Below are 20,855 nucleotides of genomic sequence, written 5' to 3'. Positions count from 1 at the left end.
CCGCTGCGGATACACCGCCCCTTCCAGCGCTGCCTACACCGCGTCCCTTGGCAGCATCAAGCCCAGCGGCAGGCGTACCCGCGCCTCAAGGCCGCCGCCTGAGCGGTTGCGCAGTTCCACGTTGCCGCCGTGCATCGAGGCAATGCGCTTGACGATCGCCAGCCCCAGCCCGGTGCCCTTGCCGCTGCGGGCACGGTCGCCACGAATGAACGGGTTGAAGATGGTGTCCAGCTCGGCTGGATCGATACCGGTGCCACGGTCCAGAACGCTGAGCACGACATAGGGCGCATTCCGGTCGCCCGATACATAAGCCGCGACCTCGATACCATTGCCCGCGTGATGCATGGCGTTGCCGATCAGGTTGGTCAGCAATCGCTTCATGGAGATCCGGCGCAGCGGAAAAGGCGGGATCGGCTCAAGGCAGAGCCGGATGTGGTCGTCCGGGCTGTTGAACGGTGCCACCACTTCGCGCACCAGCTCGCTCAGATCGACTTCCTCGATCTGCTCGTCACGACCATCGCGGATGAACGCCAGGAACTGATCCAGAATCGCGTCCATGTCTTCAATGTCGCGAACCATGCCTTCACTGAACTCATTGTCGTTCATCAATTCCAGCGACAGTCGCAGCCGGGTCAGCGGCGTGCGCAGATCATGGGACACACCGGCCAGCATCAGCTCCCGCTCCTGCCCGGCCTGCTCGACATCCTCCGCCATCTGGTTGAACGCGCGGTACACCTCGGTCATCTCGCTGGGCGTGTCGCTGATCGGCAACCGCACACTGCGCCCTTGACCCAATTGGCGCGCCGCGAAGACCAGACGCTTGAGCGGTTGATTGAGCTGGCTGACGAAAATCCACGCCGAGGCCGTGGACAACAGGCCGATGGCCAGGAACCAGCCCAGCACGTTCCAGATTTTCTGTCCGCGCAGCGGGTGAGGATACAACGGCACTTTCAGCCAGCCGTCCCCCAGGCTTGGGGCCCGGACCCACAACGCAGGCGGTGAGTGCACACGCAAGCGCACTTCGGTGTCGGCGCCCAGTTCAGCCTGCATCTGTCGCTGATAGATCTCGCTGTAGGGCCAATGCTGCTCGCCTTCCGGCACCCCGCCGCCCACCACCCGAATCAGCCCTGCGGCTTCTGCGATGGCTTCTCGATCATTTTCGTCCGCCGCCCAGTAGGCGCGCAGCGTCAGGGCGACACCGTGGCTGTATTGCCGGTCGACGAGCACGTCTTCGTTCATCAGCAGGTAAACCAGCGTCAGTGCCTTGGAAAACAGCACGACGATGAGCACCAGCCACAAGGTGCGGGAGAAAAAGCTTTGCGGGAACCAGAGCGGAGTCTTCATAACTGCAGCCATACACTTTGCAGGACGAACCAGGCTCGCAGGGTATGCGGGTCGTGGGCCAGCCGGGGTTACACATGCGAAAAACCAGTTACGTCGATGATCCGAAGATCATCGACGTAACTGGCAGGGACTTCAGCGCTCGGTGAAACAAGCAGCCGGTCAGCGGTTTCCGGCACCATCGGGTACGAATACATAGCCCACGCCCCAGACGGTCTGGATATAGCGCGGCTTGGAAGGGTCGGGTTCGATCAGGCGACGCAGACGTGAAATCTGCACGTCGATGGACCGCTCCAGCGCATCCCATTCCCGGCCGCGAGCCAGATTCATCAGTTTGTCGCGAGTCAGCGGCTCACGCGCATGCATGACCAGCGCCTTGAGCACCGCGAACTCGCCGGTGGTCAGCATGTGCACTTCATCGCCGCGCTTGAGTTCGCGGGTGGCAAGGGACAGCACGTAGTCGCCGAAACTGACCGACTCGTCCTCGCTGCCCGGTGCGCCTGGCACCGGAGCGGCCTGGCGGCGCAAGACGGCCTTGACGCGGGCCATCAGCTCGTCGGGGTTGAAGGGTTTGGCCAGGTAATCGTCGGCGCCCAGTTCCAGGCCCTTGATCCGGCTCAGCTCGTCGCCCTTGGCGGTGAGCATGATGATAGGCACCTGATTGTTCGCTGCGCGCAAGCGGCGGCAAGCGGAAAGGCCGTCTTCGCCGGGCAGCATCAAGTCCAGGACGACAAGGTTGAACACTTCGCGCGACAACAGGCGGTCCATTTGCTCAACGTTGGCCACGGCACGGGCACGATAGCCCTTGCTGGTGAAAAAGCGCTCCAGAAGGCTGCTCAACCCCGGATCGTCATCAACGATCAGGATTTTTTCGCCTTCAGCATTTTGTGCAGTGCTGCTCATCGGATGCTCCTTTGATCTCGGGGCGCATTATGGCGTAGCTGCGGTGATGCGCACCGTGTGCATTGTTAGCAGATTTTACTTGGGGTCACATCCGATCAACTGTGGACTGCGCAAAATAGTGCGCGCTCGTCGGCCAATCCCCTAATCCGACTTCGCTGGGTATAATGCGCCGCCCTCAAAGTCAGGCAACGCCAGACTTATAGCAGTTCGCCAGTTGCAAAAATACACATCGGCGCACGCAGCCGGGGCAAGGCAAATCGTACAAAGCCCAGTTTTTTGCTCACAACTCCAGGTGGTCTTATGGACAGCATCAACAGCCGCATCGCCGAAGAACTCGGTGTACGCCCCCAACAGGTCGAAGCGGCCGTAGCACTACTGGATGAAGGCTCGACCGTGCCCTTCATTTCCCGCTACCGCAAGGAAGTGACCGGCAGCCTCGATGACACGCAACTGCGCCATCTGGAAGAGCGCCTTCGCTACCTGCGCGAACTCGACGAGCGCCGCATCAGCATCCTTGCCAGCATCGAAGAGCAAGGCAAGCTGACCCCGGAACTGGCCCGCGACATCAAGCTGGCCGACACCAAGACCCGCCTCGAAGACTTGTACCTGCCGTACAAGCAGAAGCGCCGCACCAAGGGCCAGATCGCCCTCGAAGCAGGCCTGGGCGAACTGGCCGACAGCCTCTTCAATGATCCGAGCCTGACCCCCGACAGCGAAGCCGCGCGCTTCGTCGATGCGGACAAAGGCGTCGCGGACGTCAAGGCCGCCCTCGAAGGCGCCAAATACATTCTCATGGAGCGCTTCGCCGAAGACGCTTCGTTGCTGGACAAGCTGCGCAGCTTCCTGAAACACGAAGCCGTGATCAGCGCCCGCGTGGTGCCTGGCAAGGAAGAAGAAGGCGCCAAGTTCCGCGATTACTTCGAACACGACGAGCCGCTCAAGAGCATGCCGTCGCACCGCGCGCTGGCGATTTTCCGCGGCCGCAACGAAGGCTTCCTCAGTTCATCGCTGAAAGTCGGCGAAGAGCTGCCGGGCACGATGCACCCGTGCGAAATGATGATTGCCGAGCGCTTCGGCCTGCAAAACCAGAACCGTCCCGCCGACAAGTGGCTGGCCGAGGTGGTGCGCTGGACCTGGAAGGTCAAGCTTTACAGCCATCTGGAAACCGATCTGCTGGGTGAACTGCGCGATGCCGCGGAAACCGAAGCGATCAACGTATTCGCCCACAACCTGCACGACCTGCTGCTGGCCGCGCCGGCCGGGCCGCGCGCTACCCTGGGCCTGGACCCTGGCCTGCGCACCGGCTGCAAGGTCGCGGTGGTGGACGCCACCGGCAAGCTGCTCGACTACGCCACCGTGTACCCGCACGTGCCGAAGAACCAGTGGGACCAGACCATCGCCGTGCTCGCCGCTTTGTGCGCCAAGCATTCGGTCGACCTGATCGCCATCGGCAACGGCACCGCCAGCCGCGAAACCGACAAGCTGGCCGGCGAGCTGATCAAAAAATACCCAGGCCTGAAAATGACCAAGGTGATGGTGTCCGAAGCCGGCGCTTCGGTGTACTCGGCATCGGAACTGGCCGCCAAGGAATTCCCTGACCTGGACGTGTCGATCCGTGGCGCGGTGTCCATCGCCCGCCGCCTGCAAGACCCGCTCGCCGAACTGGTGAAGATCGATCCTAAATCCATCGGTGTCGGCCAATACCAGCACGACGTTTCCCAGCTGAAACTGGCGCGTGGCCTGGACGCGGTCGTGGAAGACTGCGTGAACGCCGTGGGCGTGGACGTGAACACCGCTTCGGTGGCACTCCTGGCGCGCATCTCCGGCCTGAACACCACGCTGGCGCAGAATATCGTCGCCCACCGTGACGCCAACGGCGCGTTCAAGACCCGCGCTGCGCTGAAGAAAGTCAGCCGTCTCGGCGAGAAGACCTTCGAACAGGCCGCAGGCTTCCTGCGCGTGATGAATGGCGACAACCCGCTGGACTCGTCTGCCGTTCACCCGGAAGCCTACCCGCTGGTACAACGCATCGCGGCGCAGACCGACCGCGATATCCGTTCGCTGATCGGCGACGCAGGCTTTCTCAAGCGCCTGGACCCGAAGAAATTCACCGACGAGACCTTTGGCTTGCCGACCGTGACCGACATTCTTCAGGAACTGGAGAAGCCAGGCCGCGACCCGCGTCCGGAGTTCAAGACCGCCGAATTCCAGGACGGCGTCGAGGATCTCAAGGACCTGCAACTGGGCATGATCCTCGAAGGCGTGGTGACCAACGTCACCAACTTCGGCGCATTTGTCGACATCGGCGTCCATCAGGACGGTTTGGTGCATATTTCGGCGCTGTCCGAAAAATTCATCAAGGACCCGCGTGAAGCGGTCAAGGCCGGTGATGTGGTGAAGGTCAAGGTCATGGAGGTGGACATTCCACGTAAACGCGTCGGCCTGTCCATGCGCATGAGCGACACGCCAGGCGAGAAGATCGACGGCGCACGTGGCGCTCGTCCGGGCGCGGCGCCGCGTCAGCAGACCAGCGCGCCACGCCGGGAAACCGTGGCGGCGGCTCCAGCCGGCAACGCCATGGCATCGCTGTTCGCCAATGCCAAGCAGTTGAAGAAGCGTTGATGGACATTGCGCCGGGCCTCACCCAGAGCGCCTTTTTCAAGACGCTCGGCTGCGAGCTGAAACGTCTTGATCAAGGCGTCGCCGAGGTGGCGCTGCCGCTGGACGACCACCTGCGCAATCGGAGCAGCATGCTGCACGGCGGGGCAATCTTCAGCCTCGTCGACATCGCCATGGGGCTGGCCTGTTCCAGCTCCCACGGCTTCGACCAGCGCAGCGTGACCATCGAATGCAAGATCAACTATGTTCGCGGCGTATCGGAAGGCGAGGTGCTGTGCATCGCCAAGGTCCTGCACGCCGGACGGCGAACGCTGGTGGTTGAAGCGGAGGTGGTACAGGGCGACAAGCTGGTCGCCAAGGCCCAGGGCACTTTCGCGGTGGTCTGACGGCTGATGATCTTCACGAACTGCGCCTAGCTGTAAACGACCGTTTGGGGTACTTTCGGCACCATTAGCGTGGTGCCGTGTCCATTTGGGCAGTACAACGAAGAGCCGTGATTGTGAACAGGCGTTACCGACCAGAACAGGCGACAACGCCAGCTCCCTTCTTCACCCCTTGTAGACCGTCGTGTCCACCCCCATATCGGGGCGACTGATGCGTGAAGGATTCCACCTTGAGCGAACTACTCAACCGCCGCCTGGCCTTGCTTGGCGAGCGAAACAACCTCTCACTGCTGGAGCAGTGCCTGCACGGTATCGAACGTGAATGCCTGCGCGTCACCGACACGGCAGCGCTGGCCCGCACGCCGCACCCCAAGGCGTTGGGCGCGGCACTGACCAACAGTCTGATTACCACCGATTATTCCGAATCGCTGCTGGAGTTCATCACTCCGGCACTGAAGAACCCGGCTGAAACCCTCGCCAGTCTCGACAAGATCCACCGCTTTGCCTACAGCAAGCTGGGGGCCGAGCTGCTGTGGAGTCCGTCGATGCCGTGCCCGCTGCCGGGCGAGGAAGACATTCCGATCGCCTATTACGGCACGTCCAACATCGGCAAGCTCAAGTATGTCTACCGCAAGGGCCTGGCGCTGCGTTACGGCAAGACCATGCAGTGCATCGCCGGCATCCACTACAACTTTTCGCTGCCGGAAGATGCCTGGGCGCTGCTCAAGCAGACGGAGGACTTCGCTGGAGATGCGCGGGATTATCAGTCCCACGCCTACATCGCACTGATCCGTAACTTCCGCCGCTACAGCTGGCTGTTGATGTACCTGTTCGGAGCATCACCGGCACTGGACGCGGGTTTCCTGCGCGGCCGCGCTCACCAGCTGGAGCATTTCGACGCCAACACCCTGTACCTGCCGTATGCCACCAGCCTGCGCATGAGCGACCTGGGCTATCAAAGCAATGCCCAGGCGGACCTGACCCCGTGCTACAACGATCTGGTCAGCTACACCGACAGCCTGCGCAAGGCCGTGGCGACGCCGTATCCGCCTTATGTGAAGGTCGGTACTCATGATGAGCAAGGTGAATGGGTCCAGCTCAACACCAATGTGTTGCAGATCGAAAACGAGTACTACTCCAACATCCGCCCCAAACGCGTGACCTATTCGGGCGAACGTCCGATTCAGGCATTGATGGCCCGTGGCGTGCAGTACGTTGAAGTGCGCTGCCTGGACATCAACCCGTTCCTGCCGACCGGCATCAGCCTCGAAGAGTCGCGCTTCATCGATGCATTCGTGCTGTATTGCGCGCTGCAGGAAAGCCCGCAGCTGGCCAGTCACGAATGTTCCAGCGCCAATTCGAACTTCCTGACAGTGGTCAAGGAAGGCCGTCGTCCGGGCCTGAACCTGCATCGCGATAATGCGCCGGTGCAGCTCAAGGTCTGGGCCAGTGAATTGCTGGAAAAGATCGCACCTATCGCGCAATTGCTCGACAAGGCGCAAGGCACCGATGAGCACGTCAAATCCATCGCGGCGCAACAGGCCAAGGTCGACGATGCCGCGCTGACGCCCTCGGCACAGGTGCTGGCGAGCATGAAGGCAAACAACGAGGGATTCACCGCGTTCTCGCTACGCCAGAGCAAACTGCACGCGGAGTATTTCCGCAGCACAGCCCTGGAACCGGGCGAACAGGCCGAGTTCGAAGCGCTGGCCAAAACCTCTATCGAGGAACAGGCCGAACTGGAAGCCACCGAGGAAGTCGTCGATTTCGACACCTTCGTCGGTTCCTACCAGGCGAGCATTCTGTCGATCAGTACCTGACGCCGCAACGGGCTATTCGCCAGCAAGACGGATCGCCGCCCGCTGGCTCCTACAGAAAAAATCGGAACTGAAGGAGCCAGCTTGCTGGCGATAGCAGCGTATCAGTCACTGCTGCACGCGCAGGTGTGTCGCAGTCGCGAGCAAGCTCCCTCCCACAGGTTTTGCGTCGAACCAGTGGGAGCGGACTTGTCCGCGAAGACGTACTTTGAGCCGATACAAGGCTGCGGATGTACTGGCCTTTTCGCGGACAAGCGGAGCGCCGCCCGGCCCTCTCCTACAGGTCGATGCTTGCTTTACAACGCCTTCTCGAAGATCTTCGAATTACGCTGATAGTTGTAGAGCGAAGCGCGGGCGCTGGGCAGGCGGTCGACGCTGCTTGGCTCGAAGCCACGTTCGCGGAACCAGTGCGCGGTGCGGGTGGTTAATACGAACAGGGTCTTGAGGCCCAAGGCTCGGGCGCGGGTTTCGATACGCTCCAGCAACTCGTCGCCGCGTCCGCCGTGGCGATATTCCGGATTGACCGCCAGACACGCCAGCTCGCCGGTTTCCGAATCGGCAATCGGGTACAGCGCCGCGCAGGCAATGATCAACCCTTCCCGCTCGACCACACTGAACTGCTCGATCTCGCGCTCCAACACTTCCCGCGAGCGGCGCACCAGAATGCCCTGCTCTTCCAGCGGCGTGATCAGATCCATCAAACCACCCACGTCCTCGATGGCCGCCTCACGCACCAGCTCGAACTGCTCCTGCGCCACCAGCGTGCCGCCACCGTCGCGGGTGAACAATTCGGTCAGCAGCGCGCCGTCTTCGGCATAGCTGACGATGTGGCTGCGGCCCACGCCGCCACGACAGGCCTCGGCCGCCGCATCGAGCAGTTCAGCCTGATAGTTGCTGCCCAGGCGTTGCAGATGCGCCGGCACCTGCTGAGGGCGCAGTTCGCGCACCAGTCGGCCCTGCTCGTCCAGCAGGCCGGTCTCGGCACCGAACAGCAGCAGCTTGTCCGCACCCAGGTCGATGGCGGCGCGGGTCGCGACGTCTTCACAGGCCAGGTTGAAGATTTCCCCGGTCGGCGAATAACCCAGCGGCGACAGCAGCACGATATGACGCTCGTCAAGCAAGCGATTGATGCCTTTGCGGTCAACCCGACGCACTTCGCCGGTGTGCTGGTAATCGACGCCTTCCAGCACGCCAATCGGCCGTGCCGTGACGACGTTGCCGCTGGTGACCCGCAGCCGCGAGCCCTGCATGGGCGACGCAGCCATGTCCATGGACAGCCGGGCTTCGATGGCAATGCGCAACTGGCCTACGGCATCGATCACGCAATCGAGGGTTTCCGTGTCGGTGATGCGCAGGTCGCGGTGGAAGCGCGGTGTGATGCCGCGCTGGATCAGGCGGCTTTCGATCTGCGGACGCGACCCATGCACCAACACCAGACGCACGCCAAGGCTGTGCAGCAGCACCAGGTCGTGAACGATGTTGCCGAAGTTGGGGTGCGCCACGCCATCGCCGGGCAGCATGACGACAAAGGTGCAGTCGCGATGGGCATTGATATAAGGGGACGCGTGGCGGAGCCAGTTTACGTAATCGGGCATGACAGCAAGAGCCTGTGAAAAAGGGACGAAGGACAGAAACACGCACAACGGTGTGGTGGTTATCGTCGTAACAGGCTTGGCAACACGCGCTTTCTCCTTTGCTGTGGATACGCCCGCCCCCGTCTCACTGCGGGCTCAGGCAATAATGTTCGATCAACTGACGTAACAGACGCACTGTAGGCTCCAGGCGTGACATTTCGAGGTATTCCCCCGGCTGGTGCGCACAAGCGATGTCGCCAGGGCCGAGCACCAGTGTTTCGCAGCCAAGGCGCTGAAGATAAGGCGCTTCAGTGCCAAATGCTACTGCCGCGGCCGTATGGCCGGTCAGACGTTCCGCCACCCGGACAAGTTCCGCGTCGGCCGACTGTTCGAAAGGCGAGCACTCGGGGAACAGCGGCGCGTAATCGATCTGCACCTGATGCCGCTCGGCCAGCGGGCGCAACTTCTGGCGGATGGCATCGCGCAGCATGTCCGGGTCCATGCCCGGCAGCGGGCGCAGGTCGAACTCCAGGGAACATTGCCCGCAGATCCGGTTGGGATTGTCGCCGCCATGAATACAACCCAGGTTGAGCGTCGGTTGCGGCACGGTGAACTGCGGATTGCGGTATTCCTGCTGCCACTGGCTGCGCAGCCCGCGCAGTTCGGAGATGGCGTCGTGCATGGCCTCCAGCGCGCTGTGGCCCAGGCCTGGATCGGAAGAGTGGCCGCTGCGCCCGAGAATATCGATACGCTCCATCATCACGCCTTTGTGCAATCGGATCGGCTTGAGCCCGGTCGGCTCGCCGATCACCGCGGCCCGCCCCAACGGGCGACCGGCATCGGCCAGGGCGCGAGCGCCGGCCATGGAGCTTTCCTCATCGCACGTAGCCAGAATCAGCAAGGGCTGGCGGAATGGCTGATCGAGCACGCCGCGAACGGCCTCGATCACCAGTGCGAAAAAGCCCTTCATGTCGCAACTGCCCAGCCCGACCCAACGGCCGTCGACTTCGGTGAGCTTGAGCGGGTCGGTTTTCCACAGGGCGTCGTCGTAAGGCACCGTATCGCTATGGCCCGCCAGAACCAGGCCGCCGGGCCCCGAGCCCAACGTCGCCAGCAGGTTGAATTTGCCGGGCGAGACCTGCTGGATGTCGCAGGCAAAACCCAGGTCGCCGAGCCAGCCGGCCAGCAGGTCGATCACAGGGCGATTGGACTGGTCCAGGGAAGGCTGGGTGCAGCTCACCGACGGCGTGGCGATCAGGGCTGCGAACTGGTCTTTCATGGACGGCACGGGCATTGGCGCTTCCTGAAGTCGAGACGAGACACGAGTCATCATAGGGCCATAGCGACCCAGGAATAAACCGTTACCGGCCATGTCCTGTACACTGGCGGCCTTCGCGCCCGTTCACCCATGGGCTGCGCTCCCGTTATCAGCATCAGCGTTTGGATTCCCCCGGCCATGCAAAAAGAAACAGAAATCAAACTCCGCGTCAGCCGCGAGACCCTCGCTGCATTGCGCGAACACCCGTTGCTCAAGAAGCGCAACAAAAGTGGCTGGGAGCGCCATGAGCTGTCGAACCAGTATTTCGACACGCCGGAGCGCGAACTGGCCCAGGCCAAGGTCGCCCTGCGCATTCGTCGTGACGGCGACCAGATCATCCAGACCATGAAGACCCGCGGGCAAAGCGTGGCCGGGCTGTCCGAGCGCAACGAATACAACTGGGACCTGCCCAAGGCCAAGCTGGACCTCAAGAAGCTCGACGGCGAGTGCTGGCCCGAGCAACTGGCGGACCTGGACAAGAAGACCATCAAGCCGCTGTTCAGCACTGATTTCGTGCGCGAGAAGGCGGAGATTTCCTGGGGTCGCGGCAAGGCCAAGGTGGTGATCGAAGCCGCGCTGGACCTGGGCAACGTGGTCGCGGGCAAGCAGAAGGAAGAAATCTGCGAGCTGGAGCTTGAGCTGCGCGAAGGCGAGCCGGCCGCTCTGCTGGAACTGGCTGCCGAACTGGCCGCGACGCTGCCGCTGATGCCGTGCGATATCAGCAAGGCCGAGCGCGGCTACCGCCTGCTGGACGCCGGCAGTTATTCCCTGAGCCTGCCGGCCCCTGAGCTGACCGCCGAAACGCCACTGGACGACGCCTTCGCGGCGCTGGCCTGGCATTTGTTGGGCAGCAGTCAGCGTCTGGCTGAACAATACCGTTTCAACGGCCACTGGCGCCTGTTGCAGGATTGGGTCGACTTGCTCGGCGAACTGCGCTCGCTGACCAGCAGCCTGGGCCAGGCCGCACCGCGCGCCTCGACCGCGCAATTGCGCACTGCGCTGGACGTTCTGTTGGAAGACTGGCGCCCGCTGGTCCAGGCCGGCCAGGAAGACGCCGACGTGCGCAGTGCTGCGCATGAGCAATTCCTCGAAGAACTGCAGGACACGCGCTGGGGCGAGTTCTCGTTGAACACGTCGCGCTGGCTGCTGGAGCGAAGCTGGACCGTCGAGCGCAACAATCGCGGCAATCGCCAGGGCGCGGCTTTGCTGTACAGCTGGTTGCCGCGTCTGCTGGCCGAAGAGGCCACTGCGCTGCAATTGGGTCGCTATCAGCAGCAGCCGGAAGATCTGGCCGAACAGCTGCCGCGTATCGAGCGTATGCAGGTCTGGCTGCACTGGGCACGCGGCGCGCTGGAGCTGCCGGACCTGGATCGCTTGTACGGCGAGCTGAACAAGCTGCAGGAACTGGCCAATCAGAACATCAGCGACGAAGTCCTCGACGCGCGCGTGCAACAGGCCCTGACTGTGTTCCAGAGCCGGGTATGGAAGCAGCTGCTGCGTTTGTAATGAACCTGCCGTCTTCGGCGCCTGAAGGTTAGTCTTCGCCAGCTTGCTGGCGAAAAGGCCCGGCAAACGCCGGGCTATTTTCCTAACGGCAAACTCGTCGTCGACTTGATCTCGGAAAGCGCCACGGTCGAATTCACCTCCTGAATCCCCGGCACCAGCGAGAGCTTTTCAAAGAAGAATCGCTCATACGCCTCGATGTCGGGCGTGACGATGCGCAGCAGAAAATCCACCGATCCCATCAACACGTAACATTCCAACACTTCGGGAAAACCGCGAATCGCTTCGGTGAATTCGGTGAAGTTGGAACGGCCGTGGGCGTTGAGTTTTACCTCGGCGAATATCTGCGTGTTGAGCCCGATTTTCTTGCGATCCAGCAACGTGACCTGACGGCGAATGACCCCTTCGTCTTTCAGCCGCTGAATGCGCCGCCAGCATGGCGACTGCGACAGCCCGACCTGCTCGGCGATCTGGGCGCTCGACAAGGAAGCGTCTTCCTGCAGCAACGCCAGTATCCTGCGGTCATAACTGTCCAGCTCGCTTTGCATAATCAATTCTCGCCTGGGCGCAGCTGCGCATTAAGTAGTCGTGATCAGCTTAATCCAATCCAACTTGGGTCAGAAATTTCTTTTCCCGCATGTAAAGCTTTTCTCCACAGATCAGGAGACCTGAGCATGTCTACTCTCGAAGCCGTGAATACCCCCGCCCATCGTGCCGATGCATGGTCAGCCAATGCCCTCCATTGCGGTGCCAACTATCGGATTTTGGCGTACGCCGAACCTGCCTTGCTGTGTCAGGTGTTGAATCTGTTTGCCCTGCAATATCTGGTGCCAACGGCAATCGAGGTGAGACGCGAGAACGACTTGCTGACAATCGACGTGGCAATCGACGGCCTGAGCTGGCATCGTGCGCAGGTGATTGGCGAAAAAATGCGCAACCTCATCGACGTAAGTTCGGTAGAACTGACGCAGTTCAACGCAGTCGACCTACAACACCACGTCGTCCTGGCAGCCGGCTGAAATCTCGCTAAGCCTCGAAACCAGCGGTCACACAGCGAAATCTGCATCGCCCTGCCCGGACGCTACTCTTGCTCATCGACTGAAGATGAAATGTCCAAGGAGCGCGCATGGCAGTTCTCGCCCCCTCTTCACAGGATCGCTGGCTGGATCTCAACGATTTGCTACGCGATCTGGTCGCCCAGGGTTATCTCGGCCAGGACGATGCCGAGACAGCCCTGACCCAGCGCCGTAGTGCGGCCAACATTCAGCTGCATCCGCTGGAATTTCTGGCAACCCTGCAATTCGACGATCTCAAGCGTCCCGGCAAGCGGCTGGATCTGGAAACCCTCACCGCCTGGCTGGCCCGGCAGTGCGACCAGCCCTACATGCGCATCGACCCATTGAAGATCAACGTCACGGCGGTGACGCCACTGATGTCCTACGCCTTTGCGCAGCGCCACAAGATTCTGGCCGTTGCCGTCGACCGCGAATCGGTCACCATCGCCAGCGCCCAGCCCTACGTGCGCTCGTGGGAAGCGGACCTTGCCCATGTGCTGAAATTGCCGATCAAGCGTGTGGTCGCCAACCCGGTGGATATCCAGCGCGTGGCGGTGGAGTTCTTCAGGCTCGCCAAGTCCGTCAGCGGCGCCAGCTCCACCGAACAGAAAACCAGCAACATGGGCAACTTCGAACAGTTGCTCAAGTTGGGCGCCAGCGACCAGGAGCCCGACGCCAACGACGCACATATCGTCAATATCGTGGACTGGCTGTTCCAGTACGCGTTCCAGCAGCGCGCCAGCGACATCCATATCGAGCCGCGCCGCGAGCAGGGCACGGTGCGCTTCCGGATCGACGGAGTGCTGCACAATGTCTACCAGTTCCCGCCCCAGGTGGTGATGGCTGTCGTCAGTCGCCTCAAGAGCCTGGGCCGGATGAACGTGGCCGAGAAGCGCAAGCCGCAGGATGGCCGGGTCAAGACCAGCACGCCGGACGGCGGCGAAGTGGAGCTGAGGCTTTCGACCCTCCCCACCGCGTTCGGGGAAAAGATGGTCATGCGGATCTTCGATCCGGAGGTGCTGCTCAAGAACTTCGACCAGCTGGGTTTTTCCAGCGATGACCTGCGGCGCTGGCAGGAAATGACCCGCCAGCCCAACGGCATCATTCTGGTCACCGGCCCCACGGGGTCAGGCAAGACCACCACGCTGTACACCACGCTCAAGAAACTGGCGACCTCGGAGGTCAACCTCTGCACCATTGAAGACCCGATCGAAATGGTGGAACCGGCGTTCAACCAGATGCAGGTGCAGCACAACATCGACCTCAACTTCGCCAGCGGCGTGCGGGCGCTGATGCGACAGGATCCGGATATCATCATGATCGGCGAGATTCGTGACCTGGAGACCGCCGAAATGGCGATTCAGGCCGCGCTGACCGGCCACCTTGTGCTCTCGACGCTGCACACTAACGATGCGCCCAGCGCCATCAGCCGCATGCTGGAACTGGGCGTGCCGCATTATCTGCTCAAGGCGACCATCCTGGGTGTCATGGCCCAGCGCCTGGTGCGCACCTTGTGCCCGCACTGCAAGGCGCCGATCAATCTCAATGAAACCGACTGGCAAACACTGACCCGTCCGTGGCAGGCGCCGGTGCCGGCAGGTGCGCACCAGGCCGTCGGCTGCGTGGAATGCCGCGACACCGGCTACCGGGGCCGTGCCGGCGTCTACGAAATCATGCTGATGTCGGACAACGTCAAGGCGCTCATCTCTGCCGACCTGGACCTGACCGCGATGCGGCGTCAGGCCTTCAAGGAAGGCATGCGCAGTCTGCGCCTGTCAGGCGCACAGAAGGTCTCGGCGGGCCTGACGACGCTGGAGGAAGTGTTGCGGGTCACGCCGCAGAGCGAGCAGCGCTGATTATCTGCCCCCCGTGGGAGGGAGCTTGCTCGCGACTGCGACATACCTGCCCGCGCATCAGTGACTGACACACTGCAGTCGCCAGCAAGCTGCCTCCCACAGGTCATCGCAAGACAGTTGCTACAGGGGACACCCTCACAGGGCCGATTGAACTACTCTGGCGCTATGGCTATCCAACTGCTCAGAATAACCACAGTTGGAGTACTCACCATGCGTCTCAAGTTCGCTGTAGCCACGTTAGCCTTGCTGTCTCTTCCAGTCGGTTCAGCGATGGCTGACAGTTTCTGGCGTAATGTGATTTCCTCGGGTGCCACCACCGGCTCGACCTATCTCACGTTCAAGGATCACAAGCTGATCGTTGCAGCTCAGGATGATGCCGGCAGTTTCGTTGCCAGCGAAGGCGGGATTCGCGGTCCGTTCCTGGAAGCGGCCATCCAGCAGGTTCGTCAGGACAATCCGGGCCTGAAGGCGACGGACATGGAACTGGCCAACGCCATCCTGGACAAGAATCTGGTGGCCGAAAACCAGTAAATTCCGCGCAAAAAAAAGCCGCTCCATCGAGCGGCATTTTTTTGCATGCGGTTTACTCGCCAATGGCGCTCTTGTAACCGGCGGCATCCAGCAGTCTGGCCAGATCGCCTGTCGCGTCGGACGGCTTGAGCTTGAAGATCCAAGCGTCGTAAGGCGTGCTGTTGAGCAATTCAGGACCATCGCCCAGCGCTTCGTTGGCCGCGATCACCTCACCGGCAATCGGCGAATAGATATCGGACGCCGCCTTGACGGATTCCACGACACCAGCCGTATCGCCAGCCGCGAACACCTTGCCGACTTCCGGCAGCTCGACGAACACCACATCGCCCAGTGCTTCCTGCGCGTGATCGGAGATACCGACGGTCACGGTGCCATCAGACTCCAGACGTGCCCATTCATGGCTTTCGGCGAAACGCAGTTCGGCGGGAATATTGCTCATGTAATCATCCTCTAGATCGAGTCAGCGGAAAGCCGCCATATAGGTTAGATAAGGACCTTGCCGTGGCGCACGAACGCCGGCTGCACGACCCGAACGGGATACCATTTGCCGCGGATCTCCACTTCGGCCCGGTCAGCCGTCGCCATCGGCACACGTGCCAGGGCAATCGATTTGCTTAGCGTAGGTGAGAAACTACCACTGGTGATCTCCCCTTCGCCAATTTCTGCGATCCGCACCACCTGACGCGCCCGCAGAACACCCCGTTCTTCGAGCACCAGGCCGACCAGTTTGGAGGCCACGCCCTGGTCGCGCTCAGACTGCAAGGCGGCGCGCCCGATGAAGTCGCGCTCGACCGGTTCCCAGGCCACCGACCAGGCGATGTTGGACACCAGCGGCGACACGCTCTCATCGATGTCCTGGCCGTACAGGTTCATGCCGGCCTCCAGTCGCAGCGTGTCGCGGGCGCCCAGGCCGATGGGCGAGATGCCCGCGCCGACCAGGTCGTTGAAGAAACTCGGTGCCTGATCGGCGGGCAGCATGATCTCCAGGCCGTCTTCACCGGTATAGCCGGTGCGGGCGATGAACCATTCGCCGTCGTCATGGCCTTCGAACGGCTTGAGCTGGCGAATCAGTTCGGCGCGCGAGCTGCTGACCAGCTCGGCGATCTTGTTGCGGGCTTGCGGACCCTGGATCGCCAGCATGGCCATTTCATCGCGGGGGACGAGCTGTACGTCGAACCCGGCCAGACGGGACTGCATCCACGCCAGGTCCTTGGCGCCGGTGGCGGCGTTGACGACCAGCCGATAACCGGCGTGGGTAAGGTAGACGATCATGTCGTCAATGATGCCGCCGCTGAAGTCCAGCATGGCGCTGTATAAAGCGCGCCCGACATTCTTGAGGCGATCGACATCGTTGGCGAGCAGGTAGCGAAGCCAGGCCTTGGCCTGGCTGCCCATCACATCGATCACACGCATGTGAGAGACGTCGAACACACCGCAATCGCGACGCACTTGATGGTGCTCCTCGACCTGCGATCCATAATGCAACGGCATGTCCCAGCCACCAAAATCAACCAGCTTCGCGCCCAGCGCGAGGTGCAGGTCAAAGAGGGGGGTACGCTGTCCCATGGGTTTCTCCTTCCGGGCGTGGCGAAGGTGCGGACCGGCAAATGTCCGACAAGCCCCCGTGACTCGGGGTTTGCAGCACATGACAGCTCATCGAATGATCTGACAGACCGCACCGATTGCGGCGCATTGTAGCCGCACGGTGTGGGCCACGCACCTAACCAATCTGACGGGCAGAACGCCGGATCAAACCGATGACCGGCAGCAGGCCGACCAACACCAGCGTCAGGGCCGGTAATGCGGCTCGCGCCCACTCGCCTTCACTGGTCATCTCGAAGATTCGTACCGCCAGCGTGTCCCATCCGAACGGACGCATCAGCAAGGTGGCCGGCATTTCCTTGAGCACATCGACAAACACTAATAGCGCCGCGCTCAACGCGCCCGGCACCAGCAACGGCAGATACACCTTGAAAAACAACTTGGGCCCACTGACACCCAGGCTACGTGCAGCTTCGGGCAATGACGGCCTGATCCGCGCCAGACTGTTTTCCAGCGGCCCATAGGCCACCGCAATGAAACGCACCAGATACGCCAGCACCAGCGCCGAAAGGCTGCCCAGCAACAGTGGCTTGCCCGCACCACCGAACCAGCCGGACAGCGGAATGACCAGCTCCCGGTCCAGGTAACTGAACGCCAGCATGATCGATACCGCCAGCACCGAACCGGGTAGTGCGTAGCCCAGGTTGGCGATGCTGACACCGGAACGAATCGCCGGCGTAGGCGCCATGCGTCGCGCAAACGCCAGGATCAGCGCGACGCTGACGGTGATCAGCGCGGCCATGCCCCCCAGGTACAGCGTGTGCAGGATCAGGCCGGTGTAGCGTTCATCCAGATCGAAGCGGCCGCGTTGCCAGACCCACACGATCAACTGCAACACCGGTACTACGAACGCGCAGGCAAACACCAGCCCACACCAGAAAGTCGCGGCCAGCGCCTTGATGCCATGCAGGTGGTAAAGCGCTTTGCTGCGTGGCCGCTCGGTGGCCGGACGGCTGGCGCCCCGCGCCCGCCGCTCGCCATACAGCACCACCATGACCGCCAACAGCAACAGGCTGGCCAGTTGTGCGGCACTGGAAAGGCTGAAGAATCCGTACCAGGTCTTGTAGATGGCGGTGGTAAAGGTGTCGAAGTTGAACACCGATACAGCGCCGAAGTCGGCCAGCGTCTCCATCAGCGCCAGCGCCACACCGGCCCCGATGGCCGGACGCGCCATGGGCAGTGCGACCCGCCAGAACGCTTGCAGCGGCGATTGACCCAGGACCCGCGCAGCTTCCATCAAGCCCTTGCCTTGCGCGAGGAACGCCGTGCGCGCCAGCAGATAAACGTAAGGGTAAAAGACCAGCACCAGCACCAGAATCACGCCACCGGTGGAGCGGACTCGCGGCAGCCGCAAGCCGGTGCCGAACCATTCGCGCATCAGGCTCTGCACCGGGCCGGAGAAGTCGAGCAAGCCAACGAAGACGAAAGCCAGCACATAAGCCGGAATCGCAAAGGGCAGCATCAACGCCCAGTCCAGCCAGCGTCGGCCGGGGAATTCACACAGGCTGGTCAGCCACGCCAGGCTCACGCCCAGCAAGGTAACGCCAATGCCCACGCCTGCCAGCAGCGTCAGGGTGTTGCCCAGCAGGCGAGGCATCTGCGTGTCGAGCAAGTGCGACCAGATTTCCCGGTCGATGGACTCCCACGACAGCAGCAGCACGCTCAGCGGCAGCAGCACCAACGCGGCGATGGCGAAAACCAGAGGGTACCAGCGGCGTTGGGCGGGATGGGCCAAGGAGAGAAGCTCGGTTCAGGAAAGAGTAACGATGGCCTGCGGGAGCGGACGTGTCGGCGAAGAAGCGGAACAGGCACAGCATATGCGGCGGCTGTATATCAGTCTTCGCGGACATGTCCGCCCCTGCAAGGAGCAAGGCAAGTATTAGATCAATTCCAGCCTGCGCGATCCATCATGCGTATGGCTTCGGCCTGGCGCTTGCCTGCCACTTCGACCGGAATGGTATCGGCCTTGAACGAACCCCAGCTTGCCACTTCCTCCGAAGGCGCAACCTTCGGGTTGGCCGGGAATTCCTGATTGACGCCGGAGAAGATCTTCTGCGCGTCCGGGCCGGTCATCCACTCGACCAGCGCCTTGGCGGCCTCGGGATGCGGGGCGTATCTGGTCAGGCCGATGCCGGACAGGTTGACGTGTACGCCACGGTCAGCCTGATTAGGCCAGAACAGCTTCACCGCCAGCTCGGGGTTCTGCTTGTGCAGCCGGCCGTAGTAATAGGAGTTGACGATGCCGACGTCGCATTGCCCGGCATTGATCGCCTCCAGCACCGCGATATCATCGGAGAACACATCGGTGGACAGGTTGTTCACCCAGCCCTTGAGAATCTTCTCCGACGCTTCTGCGCCGTGGGTTTCGATCAAGGTCGCGGTCAGCGACTGGTTGTAGACCTTCTTGCCGGTACGCAGGCACAGCCGCCCTTCCCAGTTCTTGTCGGCCAGCGCCTCGTAAGTGGTCAGTTCCGCAGGCTGTACGCGGTCAGTCGAATAGGCGATGGTCCGGGCACGCAGGCTCAGGCCGGTCCAGCCTTGGGTCGAAGAACGATACTGCGGCGGAATGTTGGCTTCGATCACCGGCGTAATGAACGGCTGGAGAATGCCCATCTGCTCGGCCTGCCAGAGGTTGCCGGCGTCGACGGTCAGCAGCAGGTCGGCGGTAGCGTTCTCGCCTTCAGCCTTGATGCGCTGCATCAAGGGCGCTTCCTTGTCGGTGATGAACTTGATCTTCACCCCGGTCTTGGCGGTATACGCGTCGAACACCGGTTTGATCAGCTCATCGACTCGAGACGAATACACCACGACCTCGTCGGCTGCCTGAGCGGTGCTACCCAGAACGGTCAGTGTCAAAGCAGCCAGAAGTCGCTTGCTTGCCTGCATGGGAAGTCTCTCGCATTCGCAAAATGAGGCGAAATGGTAGTGAATCCCATTTGCTATCTCAATCAGTGAGGGCCTTTAGACGTTACAGGATGTTGCGGACCCGCATACTGTACTGCGTAGCTTGTACTTGGGAGGGCTTGCTCACGACTGCGACATACTTGATTCCGCGTCAGCGACTGGCGCACCGCAGTCGCCAGCAAGCTGCCTCCCTCAGGTAAGCGCAAGACAGTTGCTACCTATTAGATGCGCGCCAGCTCTGGCAACTCGCCGGACAAGCCCAACGCCTCGCGCACGAACAGCGCCTTGGCTTCGGGCATCCGGTTGACGACCTTCAGCCCGGTGTTACGCAACCAGCGCAGCGGCAGGCGGTCGGCCTGGAACAGGCGCTCGAAGCCTTCCATCGCGGCCATCAACGCCAGGTTGTGCGGCATGCGGCGGCGTTCGTAGCGGCTCAGGACGCGCGTATCGGACAGGTTCTCGCCCCGTTCGGCTGCATGGCGCAACACCTCGGCCAGCACCGCAGCATCGAGGAAGCCCAGGTTCACACCCTGGCCGGCCAGCGGGTGAATGGTATGCGCGGCGTCACCGATCAATGCCAGACCTTTGGCGACGTAGCGTTTGGCGTGGCGTTGCCGCAGCGGTACGCACAGCCGGGAATCGGCCGACACGACCTGCCCAAGCTGTCCTTCGAAAGCCTGTTCCAGTGCTCGACAGAACGACTCATCGTCCAAAGCCATCAAGCGTTCGGCCTGTAGCGGCGTGACCGACCAGACGATCGAGCACCAATGCTCGCCGCCGCGCTCCAGCGGCAGAAACGCCAGTGGGCCGTCGTCCGTGAAGCGCTGCCAGGCGGTGCGTTTGTGCGAATCAGTGCAACGCACGCTGGTGACGATGGCGTGGTGCATGTAATCCCACTCCCGCGTGGGCGTGCCGGTCAGCCGGCGCACCGCGGAATTTGCACCATCGGCAGCCACCACCAGCGGCGCCCGGAATTGGCGACCATCGGCCATGGTCAGCAGCCAGTCGTCGCCGGAATGGCGCATCTGTTCCAGCCGCGCATTGCCCAGCAGGCCGATATCGCTGTCATGCAGACGGTCGAGCAGTGCGTCCTGCACGACCCGGTTCTCAACGATGTGCCCCAGCACGTCGGCATGCACGCTGGAGGCGGAAAAGTGAATCTGCCCGGTGCCGCTGCCGTCCCACACGTGCATTTGCCCGTAAGGACTGACGCGGCGCGCAGCAATCCCTTCCCAGACATCGAGCCGTTCCAGGATGCGCTGACTGGCAGCCGATAGCGCGCTGACTCGCGGCTCGAAAGCGGACTGCGGGTCGAAGGGCTTGACGCTCAGCGAGCCGCCGTCGAGCACCAACACATCCAGGCCACTGCCTTGCAAAGCCAGGGCAAGGGCGCTGCCGACCATACCGGCTCCGACGATCAACACATCTGCGCGTGTTTCCATGCTAATT

17 protein-coding genes are annotated in these 20,855 nt (G+C 62.0%); 7 read left to right on the top strand and 10 right to left on the bottom strand.

All coding sequences use genetic code 11. The features are described from left to right. Positions 1–33: 33 nt before the first annotated feature. Both EGJ27_RS05785 and ompR read right to left on the bottom strand, forming a co-directional pair. Positions 34–1,344, bottom strand: coding sequence for an ATP-binding protein (locus EGJ27_RS05785; protein WP_177522941.1), 1,311 nt, complete (start codon positions 1,342–1,344; stop codon positions 34–36). A 159-nt stretch (positions 1,345–1,503) separates the two neighbouring features. Further along, positions 1,504–2,244 carry a two-component system response regulator OmpR gene (gene ompR / locus EGJ27_RS05780; RefSeq protein ID WP_004880573.1) on the bottom strand — a complete coding sequence of 247 codons (741 nt, stop codon included), beginning with the start codon at positions 2,242–2,244 and terminating at the stop codon, positions 1,504–1,506. A 300-nt stretch (positions 2,245–2,544) separates the two neighbouring features. Between ompR and EGJ27_RS05775 the strand changes: the two genes are divergently transcribed. The 3 genes from EGJ27_RS05775 (at position 2,545) to gshA (ending at position 7,066) form a co-directional block, all read left to right on the top strand. Next, complete coding sequence (locus EGJ27_RS05775) at positions 2,545–4,866, top strand: Tex family protein (RefSeq protein WP_125829774.1); 2,322 nt, start codon at positions 2,545–2,547, stop codon at positions 4,864–4,866. After that, positions 4,866–5,249 carry a PaaI family thioesterase gene (locus EGJ27_RS05770; RefSeq protein ID WP_125829773.1) on the top strand — a complete coding sequence of 128 codons (384 nt, stop codon included), beginning with the start codon at positions 4,866–4,868 and terminating at the stop codon, positions 5,247–5,249. The genes EGJ27_RS05775 and EGJ27_RS05770 overlap by 1 nt, the downstream gene beginning before the upstream one ends. A gap of 227 nt (positions 5,250–5,476) precedes the next feature. Further along, positions 5,477–7,066 carry a glutamate--cysteine ligase gene (gshA, locus tag EGJ27_RS05765; protein ID WP_125829772.1) on the top strand — a complete coding sequence of 530 codons (1,590 nt, stop codon included), beginning with the start codon at positions 5,477–5,479 and terminating at the stop codon, positions 7,064–7,066. A gap of 293 nt (positions 7,067–7,359) precedes the next feature. On the opposite strand, the gene argA is transcribed toward gshA, so the two are convergent. Next, positions 7,360–8,658, bottom strand: coding sequence for an amino-acid N-acetyltransferase (argA, locus tag EGJ27_RS05760; RefSeq protein ID WP_125829771.1), 1,299 nt, complete (start codon positions 8,656–8,658; stop codon positions 7,360–7,362). A gap of 124 nt (positions 8,659–8,782) precedes the next feature. After that, positions 8,783–9,931: an acetylornithine deacetylase gene (gene argE / locus EGJ27_RS05755; RefSeq protein WP_125829770.1), complete on the bottom strand. Its 1,149-nt coding sequence runs from the start codon at positions 9,929–9,931 to the stop codon at positions 8,783–8,785. 162 nt (positions 9,932–10,093) lie between these two features. Here argE and EGJ27_RS05750 point away from each other — a divergent pair, with 162 nt between their 5' ends. After that, complete coding sequence (locus tag EGJ27_RS05750; RefSeq protein WP_177522939.1) at positions 10,094–11,461, top strand: inorganic triphosphatase; 1,368 nt, start codon at positions 10,094–10,096, stop codon at positions 11,459–11,461. Between the two features lie 74 nt (positions 11,462–11,535). Here EGJ27_RS05750 and EGJ27_RS05745 read toward each other — a convergent pair whose 3' ends face one another. Further along, positions 11,536–12,006 carry an Lrp/AsnC family transcriptional regulator gene (locus EGJ27_RS05745; protein ID WP_125829768.1) on the bottom strand — a complete coding sequence of 157 codons (471 nt, stop codon included), beginning with the start codon at positions 12,004–12,006 and terminating at the stop codon, positions 11,536–11,538. Positions 12,007–12,132: 126 nt separating this feature from the next. On the opposite strand from EGJ27_RS05745, the gene EGJ27_RS05740 reads away from it, so the two are divergent. The 3 genes from EGJ27_RS05740 to EGJ27_RS05725 all read left to right on the top strand — a co-directional run bounded on the left by EGJ27_RS05740 (position 12,133) and on the right by EGJ27_RS05725 (position 14,900). Further along, the gene (locus tag EGJ27_RS05740) at positions 12,133–12,477 is read left to right on the top strand and encodes a hypothetical protein (protein ID WP_125829767.1); all 345 of its coding nucleotides are present in this window, start codon (positions 12,133–12,135) and stop codon (positions 12,475–12,477) included. 107 nt (positions 12,478–12,584) lie between these two features. After that, positions 12,585–14,369, top strand: coding sequence for a GspE/PulE family protein (locus EGJ27_RS05735; protein ID WP_125829766.1), 1,785 nt, complete (start codon positions 12,585–12,587; stop codon positions 14,367–14,369). A 210-nt stretch (positions 14,370–14,579) separates the two neighbouring features. Further along, on the top strand, positions 14,580–14,900 hold the full coding sequence (locus tag EGJ27_RS05725) for a DUF2388 domain-containing protein (RefSeq protein WP_125829764.1): 321 nt from the start codon (positions 14,580–14,582) through the stop codon (positions 14,898–14,900). Between the two features lie 52 nt (positions 14,901–14,952). Here the strand turns inward: EGJ27_RS05725 and gcvH are convergent, their stop codons facing one another. From gcvH to EGJ27_RS05700, 5 genes are all read right to left on the bottom strand, one after another. Continuing rightward, the gene (gene gcvH, locus EGJ27_RS05720) at positions 14,953–15,339 is read right to left on the bottom strand and encodes a glycine cleavage system protein GcvH (protein ID WP_125829763.1); all 387 of its coding nucleotides are present in this window, start codon (positions 15,337–15,339) and stop codon (positions 14,953–14,955) included. Positions 15,340–15,383: 44 nt separating this feature from the next. Next, entirely contained in the window at positions 15,384–16,466 is a 1,083-nt protein-coding gene (gcvT, locus tag EGJ27_RS05715; protein WP_125829762.1) for a glycine cleavage system aminomethyltransferase GcvT, read from the bottom strand. 154 nt (positions 16,467–16,620) lie between these two features. Beyond that, on the bottom strand, positions 16,621–18,237 hold the full coding sequence (locus EGJ27_RS05710; RefSeq protein ID WP_125829761.1) for an iron ABC transporter permease: 1,617 nt from the start codon (positions 18,235–18,237) through the stop codon (positions 16,621–16,623). Positions 18,238–18,386: 149 nt separating this feature from the next. After that, a complete protein-coding gene (locus tag EGJ27_RS05705) occupies positions 18,387–19,388 on the bottom strand; it encodes an extracellular solute-binding protein (RefSeq protein ID WP_125829760.1) in 1,002 nt (333 codons plus the stop codon). 239 nt (positions 19,389–19,627) lie between these two features. Beyond that, positions 19,628–20,848 carry a 2-octaprenyl-3-methyl-6-methoxy-1,4-benzoquinol hydroxylase gene (locus EGJ27_RS05700; protein ID WP_125829759.1) on the bottom strand — a complete coding sequence of 407 codons (1,221 nt, stop codon included), beginning with the start codon at positions 20,846–20,848 and terminating at the stop codon, positions 19,628–19,630. Positions 20,849–20,855 lie beyond the last annotated feature (7 nt).

Source organism: Pseudomonas sp. v388, from assembly GCF_003935425.1.
GTDB lineage: Bacteria > Pseudomonadota > Gammaproteobacteria > Pseudomonadales > Pseudomonadaceae > Aquipseudomonas.
The sequence above is the reverse complement of the archived record's forward strand: the minus strand, read 5'-3'. Positions and strand labels throughout refer to the sequence as shown.

Excerpts from the sequence above, each read along its gene's own strand:
- EGJ27_RS05725 (WP_125829764.1), top strand. The coding sequence starts at position 14,580 with ATGCGTCTCAAGTTCGCTGTAGCCACGTTAGCCTTGCTGTCTCTTCCA.
- EGJ27_RS05775 (WP_125829774.1), top strand. The coding sequence starts at position 2,545 with ATGGACAGCATCAACAGCCGCATCGCCGAAGAACTCGGTGTACGCCCC.
- gcvT (WP_125829762.1), bottom strand. The coding sequence starts at position 16,466 with ATGGGACAGCGTACCCCCCTCTTTGACCTGCACCTCGCGCTGGGCGCG.
- ompR (WP_004880573.1), bottom strand. The coding sequence starts at position 2,244 with ATGAGCAGCACTGCACAAAATGCTGAAGGCGAAAAAATCCTGATCGTT.
- EGJ27_RS05770 (WP_125829773.1), top strand. The coding sequence starts at position 4,866 with ATGGACATTGCGCCGGGCCTCACCCAGAGCGCCTTTTTCAAGACGCTC.
- argA (WP_125829771.1), bottom strand. The coding sequence starts at position 8,658 with ATGCCCGATTACGTAAACTGGCTCCGCCACGCGTCCCCTTATATCAAT.
- EGJ27_RS05735 (WP_125829766.1), top strand. The coding sequence starts at position 12,585 with ATGGCAGTTCTCGCCCCCTCTTCACAGGATCGCTGGCTGGATCTCAAC.
- EGJ27_RS05750 (WP_177522939.1), top strand. The coding sequence starts at position 10,094 with ATGCAAAAAGAAACAGAAATCAAACTCCGCGTCAGCCGCGAGACCCTC.
- argE (WP_125829770.1), bottom strand. The coding sequence starts at position 9,931 with ATGCCCGTGCCGTCCATGAAAGACCAGTTCGCAGCCCTGATCGCCACG.
- EGJ27_RS05740 (WP_125829767.1), top strand. The coding sequence starts at position 12,133 with ATGTCTACTCTCGAAGCCGTGAATACCCCCGCCCATCGTGCCGATGCA.
- gcvH (WP_125829763.1), bottom strand. The coding sequence starts at position 15,339 with ATGAGCAATATTCCCGCCGAACTGCGTTTCGCCGAAAGCCATGAATGG.
- EGJ27_RS05705 (WP_125829760.1), bottom strand. The coding sequence starts at position 19,388 with ATGCAGGCAAGCAAGCGACTTCTGGCTGCTTTGACACTGACCGTTCTG.
- EGJ27_RS05745 (WP_125829768.1), bottom strand. The coding sequence starts at position 12,006 with ATGCAAAGCGAGCTGGACAGTTATGACCGCAGGATACTGGCGTTGCTG.
- EGJ27_RS05785 (WP_177522941.1), bottom strand. The coding sequence starts at position 1,344 with ATGAAGACTCCGCTCTGGTTCCCGCAAAGCTTTTTCTCCCGCACCTTG.
- EGJ27_RS05700 (WP_125829759.1), bottom strand. The coding sequence starts at position 20,848 with ATGGAAACACGCGCAGATGTGTTGATCGTCGGAGCCGGTATGGTCGGC.